This window comes from Hydrogenophaga sp. (assembly GCF_011390835.1).
In the GTDB taxonomy this organism is placed as follows: domain Bacteria; phylum Pseudomonadota; class Gammaproteobacteria; order Burkholderiales; family Burkholderiaceae_C; genus Hydrogenophaga.
Map to the genome: position 1 here is coordinate 17459 of NZ_JAABRQ010000005.1, position 13388 is coordinate 30846.

The window sequence follows — 13388 nt, forward strand, 5'->3', positions numbered from 1 at the left end:
TGGCCCCGCGACCGACCCTCATCCTATTGGAGAACTCTGTGCAAAGCACCGAACACCTGAGCGAAGACATCACCGAGCGGCGCCTGGCCGACGCCTGGGCCGAGCTTCAAGCTCATGCCACCAACGGCAACGCGCTGGAAGCCGACGCCTACCGCCTGGCCTTTGCCGACCCGGAGTTCCTGCTGCGCCGCGAGACGCGGGGCATCCGCTTTCAGCTGGAGATGCTCAAGCCCGATCTGGCGCAGCAAGACCTGGGTATTGAAAACACCGTGGTGGTGTTTGGCAGCGCACGATTCAAGGAAACCAGCGAGGCCCAGGCCCTGCTGGCACAGGCCGAAGCCGACGGAGACGCAGCGGCCATCGCACGCGCGCAGGCGCTGGTGCGCAACGCCCCCTACTACGACCAAGCCCGCAGCTTTGCCAGCACCGTGGCGCGCTACAGCCAGCGTTGCCCCAAGGACGATCAGCTCTACATCTGCACCGGGGGTGGCCCGGGCATCATGGAGGCGGCCAACCGCGGCGCACACGACGAAGGCGCCCTGAACGTCGGCCTCAACATCGCCTTGCCCCACGAACAGGAAGGCAACCGCTTCATCTCACCCGAGCTGTGCTTCAAGTTCCACTACTTCGCGCTGCGAAAGATGCACTTCATGATGCGGGCCAAGGCACTGGTGGCTTTTCCCGGCGGTTTTGGCACGCTGGATGAGCTGTTTGAGGTCATAACCCTAGTGCAATGCAAAAAGGCCAAGCCGGTGCCCATCGTGCTGTTCGGCAGCGACTACTGGAAGCGCCTGATCAACCTAGACCTGCTGGTCGAGGAAGGCACCATCTCGGCCGACGACCTGCAGCTGTTCCAGTACGTCGACGATCCGCAGGCCGCCTGGGACTGCATCGTGCGCTTCTACAACCTGCCAGCGGTGTAGGCTAAACAGCGGCGGCTGCGGAGCCGCAAGTCGCACCCGCTGGATGCAGCTGGCAAGAGAACACGGTTTCGCCGTTGGGCCGCCCCAAGGTGAAACAGCCCCCTCCGGGAGGCAGCGCTCCCCGCAGCGGCGGGGCGCGGGCAGCTCTACTCCGCCCAGCCGCCACCCAGCGCCTTGTACAAGGCGACCTGATTCTGCTGCAACGCCAGCTGGCTGAGCGCCAGACTCTGCTGCGTACCAAACAGCGAGCGCTGGGCGTCCAGCACGTCGAGGAAACTGGCCACGCCATTGCGGTAGCGCAGCTCGGCCAGCCGAAAACGATCGGCTTCCGCGGTCGCCTGCGCCTGTTGCGCCCTCACCTGCTCGCCCAGCGTGGCGCGACCCGCCAGCGCATCGGCGACTTCGCGAAACGCGGTCTGGATGGCCTTTTCGTACTGCGCCACGGCAATCTCGCGCGCGGCCTTCGCTGCGTCCAGATTGGCTTGATTGCGCCCGGCGTCAAAGATGGGTAGCACCGCCTGCGGCGCCATACTCAAGCCCCAGGAACCGCTCTTAAACAGGTCGGCCAGCTCGTTGCTCACTGTGCCCAGTCCGGCGGTGAGCGAAATGCGGGGGAAAAACGCGGCGCGCGCCGCACCGATGTTGGCATTGGCGGCGATGAGTTGCTGCTCGGCCTGGCGGATGTCGGCGCGGCGGTTGAGCAGGTCCGAAGGCAGGCCGGCGGGCACGGTCGCCATGAGCGGGGCTTGGCCCGCGCTCCCCGGGTTCAACAAGAGGACGTCTGGCACCGACTGCCCCACGAGCAGGGTCAGCGCATTGCGGTCCAGCGCGCGTTGGCGCTGCTGCTGAGCCAGCGCCGATTCGGCCGCGGCGGTCAGCGATTCGGCCTGGCGCAGGTCAAGTGCCGAGGAAGCGCCGTTGTCGAAACGCAGACGGGTCAGGCGCAGAGAGTCGTTGCGGGTAGCGAGGGTGCGCTGGGTCAGCGCCAGCAGGTCATCATTGGCCTGCAGACTGAGCCAGGTGCTGGCCACCGCGGCGACCAGGCTGGTCTGCGCGGCGCGGCGCGCCTCTTCGCTGGCCAGGTACTGGGCCAGGGCGGCCTCCTTCAGGCTGGCGACACGCCCGAAGAAGTCCAGTTCCCAGCTGCTCATGGCCAAGCCCACGCTGTAGCTGGTGTTGGTGCCGCCACTCGCATTGGGCTGGCGGCTGCCACTGGCCGCCAGGTTGAGCGTTGGCAGCTGGTCGGCACGCCGGATCTGGTACTGCGCGCGCACCTGCTCGATGTTGAGCGTGGCCACCCGCAGATCGCGGTTGTTGGTCAGCGCCAGCGTGATCAGCTCGCGCAGCCGCGCATCGGTCACGAAGTCCTGCCAGCGAATGTCCTCCGCCGCCTGGATCGCGCCTTGTTCAGGGAAGCTCGCGGCCACCGGCAAGGGTGGCGGCTCGTAGGTCGGGATGAAAGAGCAGCCAGCGAGCGCCAAGCTCAACAGGCTCAGGGTGACAGGGATCAGGTTTCGGCGGAAAGTCATGTCCTGAATTCCAACTTGCTTAGCGCAGGGCGCTGCGACACGAGTGAAGGTATGCCCACCAGCGCATGCCGAAGAACCGGCCTCGCCGGGCTGCTGGCATGGCCCGCCTTTGGGGGGGAAGGCGCAAAGCGACGCAGGGGGGTTAGTCATGCGTGACCCCATGCTGTGCAGCCGCCTCAGCATCGCGCCGCTGCTGGCGCTCGCTGCCCTTGAAGAGCGTTCGCACCACCACAAAAAACACGGGCACGAAGATGACGGCGAACACGGTGCCGGTGACCATGCCGCCCATCACGCCGGTGCCGATCGCCCGCTGGCTGGCTGAGCCCGCGCCGGTGGCGATGGCCAGCGGCAGCACGCCCAGGGTGAACGCCATCGACGTCATGATGATCGGGCGAAAGCGCAGATGCGCGGCGGCCAGCGCCGCCTCGATCGCGGTCTTGCCCTGCGCCTGCAGGTCTTTCGCAAATTCGATAATCAGAATGGCGTTCTTGGCCGACAGGCCGATGATGGTGACCAGTCCCACCTGGAAGTACACATCGTTGGAATAGGAGCGCAGCAGCGTGGCGAGCAACACGCCCAGCACCCCCAGCGGCACAACCAGCACCACCGCCAGCGGCACGGTCCAGCTTTCGTACAGGGCGGCGAGACACAGGAACACCGCCAGGATGGCAAACGCGTAGAGCACCATGGCCTGCGAGCCAGCCAGTTTTTCTTCGCGCGACTGGCCCGACCACTCAAAACCGAAGCCGCGTGGCAGCTGCGACGCGAACTTCTCCATCTCGGCCAATGCGTCGCCCGTGCTGTAGCCCGGGGCAGCGCTGCCGCTCAGGCGCATCGCCGGATACCCGTTGTAGCGCACCGTCTGCATCGCGCCGTTGGCCCAGCGGGTGCTGGCAAAGGCCGACAGCGGCACTGCTTGACCCTGGTTGTTGAGCACGTTCAGTCGCAGCAAGTCGTCGGGTTGCATGCGCGAGGCCGCGTCGGCCTGCACGACCACGCGCTGCAGGCGGCCGTTGTTGGGAAAGTCGTTGACGTAGCTCGACCCGAGTGCGGTCGCCACGGCACTGTTGATGGCATCAAAACCGACCCCCAGCGCACTGGCGCGGTCGCGATCAATGTCCACCTGCAGTTGCGGTGCATCCTCCAGACCGTCGGGCCGCACGCCGGTGATGATCTTGCTCTGCGACGCCATGCCAAGCAGCTGGCCACGCGCGGCCAGCAGGGCGTCTCGCCCTAGACCGGCGCGGTCCTGCAGCCGGAAGCTGAAACCCGAGGAGTTACCGAGTTCACGGATGGGTGGCGGGCTCAGCGGCAGGATGAAGGCATCGCGGATGCGCGACAACGCACCAAAAGCCCGACCGGCCACCGCTTCGGCCGAACTGCCTGGCGCGGTGCGCTCGGCCCAGTCTTTCAGCGTGACGAACACCAGCGCCGCGTTCTGACCCTGCCCCGAAAAACTGAAACCCAGCACACCCACCATGCTTTGCACCTCAGGCTGCTTCAGCATGAAGTCTTCCACCTGCTCCATCACGGCGCGCGTGCGTTCTTGCGTGGCTCCCGGCGGCAGCTGTACGTTGATCAGCAGGTTGCCCTGGTCCTCATTGGGCAGGAACGAGGTCGGCAGTCGGTTGTAGACCAGCACCGCCGCACCGACGATGGCGAGGTACACAACCATGGTGCGCCCTGCGCGCGGCAGCAGCGCAGCCACACCGCGTTCGTAGCCACCGGCGGTGCGCTTGAAGCCGCGGTTGAACCAGCCGAAGAAGCCTTTCTTCTCAAGGTGGTGTCCCGCCTGCACCGGCTTGAGCAGGGTGGCACACAGCGCTGGCGTGAGCGACAGTGCAAAAAACGCGGAGAAGGTGATGGACACGCCCATCACCGCAGCGAACTGGCGGTAGATGTTGCCGATCGATCCACTGAAAAAGGCCAGCGGCACGAACACCGCGATCAGCACCAGCGTCATGCCGATGATGGCGCTGGAGATCTGGCTCATCGCCTTTTTCGTTGCCTCCAGCGGCGAGAGGCCTTCCTCGCTCATGATGCGCTCGACGTTCTCCACCACCACGATCGCGTCGTCCACCACGATGCCGATCACCAGCACCATGCCGAACATGGTGAGCACGTTGATGGAGAAACCCATGGCCAGCAACGTCGCGAAGGTGCCCAGCAACGCGATCGGCACCACGATGGTCGGAATGAAGGTGTAGCGTATGTTCTGCAGGAACAGGAACATCACAAGAAACACCAGGCCCACCGCTTCGAGCAAGGTAATCGCCACCTGCTGGATGGAGATGCTGATGAAGCGCGAGCTGTCGAAAGGCACCGCGTAGCCCACACCCTGAGGAAAGAAGCGCTCCAGCTCGGCCATTTTGTCGCGCACGGCCTTGGCGGTGGCCAGTGCGTTGCCGCTGGGCGAGAGCTGGATGCCGATACCGGTGGCGGGCTGGCCATTGAGCCGCGCCGAGGTCGCATAGGCTTGGGCGCCCAGCTCGATGCGCGCCACATCTTTCAGGCGCACCGTACCTCCGTCGGCGCGGGCGCGCAGCACCACATTGCCAAATTGCTCGACGGTGGAGAGCTGGCCGTTGACGATGACCGTGGCTGCGATGCCCTGGCCAGCCACGTTGGGCAATGCACCAATTTCGCCAGCCGATACCTGAGCGTTCTGTGCGCGGATGGCCGCGGTCACGTCGGCCGAACTCAGGTTGAAGCCGATCAGCTTGGCCGGATCGACCCAGATCCGCATGGCGCGCTCGGTGCCAAACAGCTGCACCTGGCCCACGCCGGGCACACGCTGCAACTCGGGCACGATGCTGCGCGAAGCGTAGTCACCCAGCGCCACCGGCTCCAGCCGGCCGTCGGTGGACGACAACATGACAAACATCAGGAAGTTGCCACGTGACTTGTCGACCCGCACACCCTGCTGGATCACCGCCTGCGGCAGGCGGGGCGTAGCCCGCGCCAGCCGGTTCTGCACATCCACCTGCGCCAGATCGGGATCGGTGCCGGGCTCGAAGCTCAGTGTGAGGTTACCGGTGCCGTTGGCCTGGGCCACCGCTTCCATGTAGATCAGGCCCGGCGAGCCGTTCATTTCCTGCTCGATCACCGACAACACGCTGTCTTCCAGCGTTGAGGCCGACGCGCCCGGGTAGGCGGCCGAGACCACGATGGACGGCGGCGCCACCGGCGGGTATTGCGACACCGGCAACTGGGTGATGGAGACCACGCCGAGCACCATCACGAACAGCGCGATCACCCACGCGAAGATGGGTCGGTTGATGAAAAACTGGGCCATGCTGTGCGGCCCTTACTTGGCTTCGGTCTTGGGTGCTGCGGGCTTGGCGGCCTCGCGCGAGCCGGGCGGAACCCAGGGCACCGGCTTCACCGGCGCACCACCGCGCAGCTTCTGGAAACCGTCGACCATGACCTGCTCGCCGGCCTTCAGGCCGTCGAGCACCACCCACTGTCCGTTTTGCTGACCACCCACTTTGACAGGTCGTGGCGCGACCTTGCCCTCTGCGTCCACCACCATCACCGTGTCGCCCTGTGCCGAGCGCGTCACCGCCTGCTGCGGCAGGGTGATGGCATCGCGCGCAGTGGCCTGCTCCAGCCGCACCCGCACATAAAGCCCGGGCAGCAGCGCGCCGTCCGGATTGGGCACCTCGGCGCGCAGCGTGATCTGGCTGGTGGCGGGATCGACCGTGAGGTCCGAGAACAGCAACTTGCCGGAGCGGCCGTATTCGCTGCCATCTTCCAGCACCACGCGCACGCTCGCCGCGCCGGCACCAGCCCCCTTGAGCTGGCCAGCCTCCAGCGAGCGCCGCAACCGCAGCACCTCGGCTGCCGACTGGGTGAAGTTCACAAACAGCGGGTTGACCTGCTGGATCACCGCCAGCTCGGTGGCCTGGCCCTGGCCCACCAGCGCGCCTTCGGTGACGAGCGCACGACCGATGCGACCGGCAATCGGCGCGGTGACGCTGGCGTAGCCCAGGTTGATGCGTGCGGTCTGAACCGCCGCCTGGGCCACGGCCACGTCGGCTTCGGCCGACTGCTGGGCGGCCAGCGCATTGGCGAATTCCTGCTGGCTAATGGCATTTTCGGCCAGCAGCGGCTTGTAGCGATTGGCCAGCGCCGTGGCTTGCGTGCGATTGGCCTGGGCGCGCGCCAGCGAAGCTTCAGCGCTTTGCAACGCAGCCGCGTAGGGCGCAGCATCGATGCGGAACAAGAGTTGACCTGCCTTCACGTCACTGCCTTCGCGGAACACGCGCTGCTGCAGAATGCCGGCCGCCCGCGCCCGCACCTCGGCCACGCGCGACGCCTCCAGGCGACCTGGCAGCTCCGTGATCAGACCCACATCACCCGGTGCCACCGTGACCACGCCAACTTCAGCCGGCGGCGGACCGCCCGCGCCGGGCGAACCTGGCGCCGCTCCGGGGCTCGGGGCCTTGTCACAAGCCGCAAGACCAACGCCCGCCGCCAACAGCAGAGTCCACAGGCCCAGGCGAGCGCCTGGCGGCCTGGGGGCAGCAGAACCCATCTTCAGGAGGGGGAATGAACCAAACATGGAAACCTCGGCAACGAAGCGCTCGCCTGGCGGGGCCTTCAAAGGGCGACCGCAGTAGCGGCGGCGCGTGGCACCGCTTGCGCAAAAAGCAAAGAGGCAGTGTAGCGATGACGCCGTCCGGCTGCAGCGCGAGGGTCAAGGCGGGACAGACTTGCCTTCACGGGGCGGCTGAACACCCGGCCGCGCCGCGCGTGAGCAGGCCCGGACTCAGCCAGGCCGGCGCTCTGGCACCGCGGTATCGGGTACCGGGGCCAGCGAACGGTGACGCAGGTGAAGCGCCGCCTGCGCCAGCAGGTTGGCCGAGACCGGCGCTGTCACGAACACGAACAGCGTGATCAGCAGCTCGGCCAGTCCGGGGCGGCCGTGGTCGGCGGTGACCAGCATGGACGCGATCAGCACACCACCCACGCCCAGCGTGGAGGCCTTGGTAGGCGCGTGCAGGCGCATGTAAAAGTCCGGAAAGCGCGCCAGACCGATGGCGCCCACCAGCAAAAAGAAGGCGGCGATCACGATCATCAGCGCAGCCACCAGTTCGAGCGGAGAGTTGTCCATGTCAGTGCCTCCTTATTCGATCACGTCGCCGCGTGTGATGTAGCGCGCCAGCGCCACGGTGGACACAAAGCCCATCATCGCCACCAGCAGCGCGGCTTCAAAAAGCAGCTCGGTGTCCCAGCGGATGTCGAGCAGGATGATCAGCGCCACCACGTTCATGTAAAGCGTGTCCAGCGCCAACACGCGGTCGCTGATCTCGGGGCCCTTGAGCAGTCGCCAGGCGCACAAGGCCACGGCCACCGTGACGGCGGCGGTGCCCAGATCTAGGGCGATGGTGAGCAGAGTCATGGCAGTGCCTCCTAGGTGGTGGATGACGGCGCACACTCGCTACCAAAAATGCGCAGCAGCGGTGCTTCGTAGCGCAGCTGGATGTCGCGCGCCAGCGCAGCCGGATCATCGCAATTGAGCGCGTGCACCAGAATCTCGCGACGCTGGGCGTACAGCACCGCCGACACGGTGCCCGGGGTCATGGTGATGATGCTGGCCAGCAGCGTGTTCACCCGCGGGTGGTCGCTCTGCAGCGACACCGGCACCCAGGCCGGCTGGATCCCTTTCAGGCTGCCCAGGGTGATGCGCGCGACCGTGATGTTGGACAGCACGATGTCCCACAGCACCACGCCGGTGAGGCGAAACACCGTGGGCCAGTGCAAGGCGCTGGCGTCAGCCAGAAAACCGCGCAACAGGTGGGGCAGCAGCCAGCCCATGAGGGCCGCAGACAGCAGATGAACAAGCGCCAGGCTGTGCGAGAGCACCAGCCAGCTCAATGCCAGTTGAATCGACAGCGCAGGGTGCGGAAAGATGCGCGTGAGCAGGCCTGGGCCTGGCGTGGTGCTGGCGGGAGCACGGTCGGTGGACATCATCGGGTCTCCTCTTTCACCGGCGGCTTGGGCGGCATGTGCGCGGCGGGCGGGACGCCGTCGTACGGCCGGGTGGTGCTCGCGTCAGCGCCACCCTGTGCGCGCAACACCGCCTCGGCGTAACCCGCCCGGTCGGCCAGCTGTAGCGCGGCGGCATCGGTGTATGTCTTGATGGGCGAGGCCAGCACCGCCATCCCCACCGTCACCACCATCAGCGAGAGCGTGGCCGCCAGCAACTTGGGGCTGCTGCCCGCCACCAACTCGGCGCGGCCAGCCTCGGGCTCGATGTGCCAGAACACGACCACGCCGGCGCGCGCCAGACCCACCAGCGAGAAGAAGCCCACCAGCAGCACCACCGACCAGACCCAGGCCTGCGCCTCCAGCCCGGCACTGCTTTGCAGCACCATGATCTTGCCCAGGAAACCGGGCAGCGGCGGCAGGCCGGCGGCCGAGGCGGCGCCGAAGATCAGCATCAGGCCCAGCAGCACCGGCTCGCGCACCGCCATCGCCGGCTGCAGCCGGTCGCCAAACTCGCCACGCTGCGCAGCCATGAGTTCGACCAGCAGGAACAGCGCAGCGATCACGATCGTGCTGTGCAGCGTGTAGTACAGCGCAGCTGACAGGCTGGCGGTGGTGAACAGCCCGACCGCGGCCAGGATGGTGCCCACCGAGGACACGGTGAGATAGGCGATCAGACGACCCATGCTGTGGGACGCCAGCGCGCCGAGCACGCCGAGCACGCTGGTGGTCAGCGCCAGCGGCAGCAGCCAGTCGACCACCGCAAGCGAGGCCTCGCCACCGCTGGCGCCAAAGATGCCCCAGTGCACCCGGATGATGCTGTACACCCCCACCTTGGTCATGATGGCAAACAGCGCAGCCACTGGCGCACTGGCCGCTGCGTAGGTCGACGGCAGCCAGAAGTACAGCGGCACCAGCGCGGCCTTCACCCCGAACACCAGCAGCAGGATCAGCGCCGCCGAACGCGCCAGCAAGGCCATGTCGCCAGTGATCAGAGGCACACGATGGGCCAAGTCGGCCATATTGAGCGTGCCAGACACCGAATAGATCAGGGCCAGCCCGATCAGGAAAAGGGCCGACGCAGTCAGGTTGATGACCACGTAGTGCACTCCGACCCGGAACCGCTCGCGACCCAGCCCATGGAGCAGCAGCACATACGAGGCGATCAGCAGCACCTCGAAGAACACGAACAGGTTGAACAGATCACCGGTCAGGAAGGCGCCGCACAGCCCCATGAGCTGGAACTGGAACAGCGCGTGGAAATAGCGCCCGCGGTTGTCCCAGCCGCCTGTGGCGTAGTAAAGCGCGGGCACAGCCACCGCGTAGGTCAGCAGCACCATCAGCGCCGAGAGCCGGTCCACTACCATGACGATGCCAAACGGCGCTGGCCAGTCGCCCAGCGGGTAGACGGTGAGCGCGCCGCCATCGGCCAGCCTCACCAGCCGGATTGCCATCCAAAGCCCCAGCAGCGCCGAACCGAGGCTCAAGCGACGGCGCCAGCGCACACGGCCTTCGGCGTGGCCCACTGTGGTGAGGCTCGAAGTGTCGCCCAGCAGCAGCAAGACGCAGGCAGAGAAGGCTGGCAACAGCACCGAGAGCACCGGTGCGTGCTGCAGCCAGAAGGAAGCGATGGTGTCGAACATCAGCTGGCCCCCTTCTTCGATCCGGTCGTGGTCTCAGCCAGGCTCCGAGCGCCTGTTGGGTGAGGCTCGTGGCCATCGACGTGGTCGTTACCGCTCTCATGGTGGCTGCGCAGGGCGAGCTCGATGACGAAGCCGGTGGTGGCAAAGCCGATCACGATCGCGGTCAGCACCAGCGCCTGCGGCAGCGGGTCGGCCAGCTGGTCGCCCGAACCCAGGATGGGGTTGGCATCGAACCACAGGCGGCCCATCACGAAGATGAACACATTGACCGCGTAGCCGATCAGGGACAGGCCGATCACCACCGGAAAGGTGCGCCCGCGCAGCAGCAGGTAGATGCCGGCAGCGGTCACCAGGCCAATGCCCGAGGCCAGCAGAAATTCCATGCTCAGCATCATGGGCGTGCTCCCAGCGTATTGGTGCCAGGCCCGCTGTCGTGCACCGGCCCGGCGTCCCGGCTCGGAATGCCCTCGCGACTGGCAGTTCCCAGCACCGAGATCGTCAGCAGGGTCGCGCCCACCACCGTGAAATACACACCGAGGTCAAACAGCGCAGCGCTGGCCAGCGGCAACTCACCCAGCCATCCCACCTGCGGGTGGCCATGCGCACTGGTGAGGAAGGGTTTGCCAAAAAGGAACGCACCTGCGCCCGTGAGCCCGGCAATGCCCAGGCCGGTGCCTATCCAGCGCACAAAACGCCGTCCACCATGGGCCCGCAGCACCGCTTCGGCGCGCGCCTGCCCCAGCGACATGAGCTGCAGCACCAGCGCCACCGAGGTAATGAGGCCAGCGATAAAGCCGCCGCCAGGCATGTTGTGACCGCGCATGAAGATGTAGATGCTGAACACCAGCGCCACGGGCAACACCACCGACGCCGCCACCCGCAGCAGCAGCGGCTGATCCACAAAGGTCCAGCGCCGCCCGCCCGGATCGGCCAGCGGCCGGCGTGCCGTCATGCCTTCCATCAGCGCCAGCACACCGATGGCCGCAATGCCCAGCACCGTGATTTCGCCGTAGGTGTCGTAGCCGCGGAAGTCCACCAGGATCACGTTGACCACGTTGCTGCCGCCACCCAGCGGCAACGAATTTTCCAGGAAGAACCAGGCGATGGACTCGTGACCTCGCGTGAGCAGCACCCAGGCCAGCCAAGCCACACCCGCACCCCCGGCCAGCGCCAGCACCGCATCGCGCGTGCGGCGACCAGCAGTCGACTCGCGCGGTGACTGCGAAGGCAACAGCGCCAGGCCCATGAGCAGTAGCACGGTCGACACCAGCTCCACGGACAGCTGGGTCAAGGCCAGGTCCGGCGCCGACAGGCTCACAAAGGTGAGCGACACGGCCAGACCCACCACACCCAGCAGCACCACCGACTGGAAACGCCGGTGGTGGGTGAGCACGATCGCCAGGCAGGTCGCACCCAGCAGCAGCCAGATCGCCACCGCCAGCGCGTTGGCGGGCAACAGCTCGCGTGAACCTGCGCCTATGCCGCCGCCGCTGAGCAGCGGTGCAGCGCCTACCACCACCGCTGCGCCCACCAGCCAGGCCAGGTAGCGCTGCAACGATCCGTTCTCCAAGCGGATCGACAGACGCCCGGAAAGGGAAAACAGCGCGTCGCTGGCGCCTTCAAAGACTGAACGGCCCGTGAAGCGACCAAACCACGCCTCGCTGCTGATGCGGTGCAACCAACGCGCACGCGCCAGCCAGAGGTAAAGCGACACGCCCACCGCCAGCGCGATCGCGCTCATGAGCAGCGGCAGGTTGAAGCCATGCCACAGCGCCAGGTGGTACTCGGGCAGGGCTTGTCCAGCCAGCGCCGTGGCGGCCACGTGGACCAGCGGGCCGAAGGTGATCGCGGGCAGCAGGCCCACCACGATGCACATCACGACCAGCAAGATTGCGGGCAGTTTCATGCCCAGCGGCGGCTCGTGCGGGTGCGGATTGGGGACGTCGCCGATCGGGCCATTGAAATAGGTGTCGTGCACGAAGCGCACCGAGTAGGCCACGCTGAACACACCGGCCAGCGTCACGAACGCAGGCACCAACCAGGCCCAGACGCCAGCCGTGCCCACCACCGCCTCGGTGAAAAACATTTCCTTGGACAAAAAGCCGTTGGTCAACGGCACACCAGCCATTGAGGCGGCCGCCACCATCGACAACGTGGCGGTCCACGGCATGAGTTTGTAGAGGCCACCGAGCTGGCGCATGTCGCGCGAGTGGGTTTCGTGGTCCACAATGCCGGCGATCATGAACAGCGAACACTTGAAGGTGGCGTGGTTGAGCACATGGAACACCGCCGCGACACCAGCCAGCGGCGAACCGAGGCCGATCAGGAACACGATCAGGCCCAGGTGGCTCACGGTGGAATACGCGAGCAGGCCTTTGAGATCGTGCTTGAAGATCGCCACGAATGCCGCGAACACCACCGTAATCAGGCCAACGGTGGTCACGATCACCTCAAAGTAACCCGAGCCCGCCAGCACCGGGTACATGCGCATGAGCAGGAAGATGCCTGCCTTGACCATGGTGGCCGAGTGCAGGTAGGCCGACACCGGCGTGGGCGCCGCCATGGCGTCGGGTAACCAGAAGTGGAAAGGGAACTGCGCGCTCTTGGTGAACGCGCCCACCAGAATGAGCAAAAGCGCCGGCAGGAACATGGGATCGGCCTGGATGGCCGCCGCGTTGGCCGCCATGGCGCTGAGCTCGTAGGTGCCGGCAATCTGGCCCAGCAACACAAAACCCCCGAGCATGGCCAGGCCGCCGCCGCCAGTGACGGCCAGCGCTTGGCGAGAGCCGGCGCGCGCGTCCGGGCGGTGGTTCCAGAAACCAATCAACAGGAATGACGACAGGCTGGTCAGCTCCCAGAACACCACCAGCAGCAGCAGGTTGTCCGACAGCACCACGCCCAGCATGGCCGACATGAACAGCATCATCAGGCTGTAGAACTTGGCCGCGGAGTCTTTTGCGCTCAGGTAGAAGTGCGCGTAAACGATGATGAGCAGGCCGATGAACAGGATCAGTCCAGCAAACATCATCGACAGGCCGTCGAGCCGGAAGCCCAGGTTCAGGCCCAGTGAGGGCACCCAGGGCCAGCTGTTCATCACCGTTTCGCCGGCCATCACCGCAGCACCCTGCCCCACCAGCAGCGCCAGACTGGCCGAGGTGATCGCGAAGGCCAAAACCGCCGAACCCAGCCGGGAACGGTTGCCGAGCCACATGGTGCTCAGGGTGCCCACCAGCAGGGGAAGCAGAACGATCAACAACAGCACGTTTTTCGAACTTTCGGGGTGAGCCAGTCGGCCCCCATGC

10 protein-coding genes are annotated in these 13388 nt (G+C 66.3%); 1 reads left to right on the forward strand and 9 read right to left on the reverse strand.

What is annotated here, in order from left to right:
* Positions 1-38: 38 nt before the first annotated feature.
* Positions 39-923, forward strand: a complete 885-nt coding sequence (locus tag GPT34_RS04815; RefSeq protein WP_291010117.1) for a TIGR00730 family Rossman fold protein — start codon at positions 39-41, stop codon at positions 921-923.
* Positions 924-1069: 146 nt separating this feature from the next.
* On the opposite strand, the gene GPT34_RS04820 is transcribed toward GPT34_RS04815, so the two are convergent.
* The 9 genes from GPT34_RS04820 to GPT34_RS04860 all read right to left on the reverse strand — a co-directional run bounded on the left by GPT34_RS04820 (position 1070) and on the right by GPT34_RS04860 (position 13348).
* Complete coding sequence (locus GPT34_RS04820; protein WP_291010118.1) at positions 1070-2452, reverse strand: efflux transporter outer membrane subunit; 1383 nt, start codon at positions 2450-2452, stop codon at positions 1070-1072.
* Between the two features lie 142 nt (positions 2453-2594).
* Entirely contained in the window at positions 2595-5747 is a 3153-nt protein-coding gene (locus tag GPT34_RS04825; RefSeq protein WP_291010119.1) for an efflux RND transporter permease subunit, read from the reverse strand.
* Between the two features lie 12 nt (positions 5748-5759).
* Positions 5760-6989: an efflux RND transporter periplasmic adaptor subunit gene (locus GPT34_RS04830; protein ID WP_291010120.1), complete on the reverse strand. Its 1230-nt coding sequence runs from the start codon at positions 6987-6989 to the stop codon at positions 5760-5762.
* A gap of 234 nt (positions 6990-7223) precedes the next feature.
* Complete coding sequence (locus tag GPT34_RS04835; RefSeq protein ID WP_291010121.1) at positions 7224-7568, reverse strand: Na+/H+ antiporter subunit G; 345 nt, start codon at positions 7566-7568, stop codon at positions 7224-7226.
* 12 nt (positions 7569-7580) lie between these two features.
* A complete protein-coding gene (locus GPT34_RS04840; protein ID WP_291010122.1) occupies positions 7581-7856 on the reverse strand; it encodes a K+/H+ antiporter subunit F in 276 nt (91 codons plus the stop codon).
* 11 nt (positions 7857-7867) lie between these two features.
* Positions 7868-8428 carry a Na+/H+ antiporter subunit E gene (locus GPT34_RS04845; RefSeq protein ID WP_291010123.1) on the reverse strand — a complete coding sequence of 187 codons (561 nt, stop codon included), beginning with the start codon at positions 8426-8428 and terminating at the stop codon, positions 7868-7870.
* Positions 8425-10086 (reverse strand): monovalent cation/H+ antiporter subunit D, encoded by a 1662-nt coding sequence (locus GPT34_RS04850; RefSeq protein ID WP_291010124.1) that lies wholly within the window; start codon positions 10084-10086, stop codon positions 8425-8427. Before GPT34_RS04850 ends, GPT34_RS04845 begins: the two co-directional genes overlap by 4 nt.
* Positions 10086-10478 (reverse strand): Na+/H+ antiporter subunit C, encoded by a 393-nt coding sequence (locus GPT34_RS04855; RefSeq protein WP_363356371.1) that lies wholly within the window; start codon positions 10476-10478, stop codon positions 10086-10088. The genes GPT34_RS04850 and GPT34_RS04855 overlap by 1 nt, the downstream gene beginning before the upstream one ends.
* Positions 10478-13348, reverse strand: coding sequence for a monovalent cation/H+ antiporter subunit A (locus GPT34_RS04860; RefSeq protein WP_291010125.1), 2871 nt, complete (start codon positions 13346-13348; stop codon positions 10478-10480). Before GPT34_RS04860 ends, GPT34_RS04855 begins: the two co-directional genes overlap by 1 nt.
* Positions 13349-13388 lie beyond the last annotated feature (40 nt).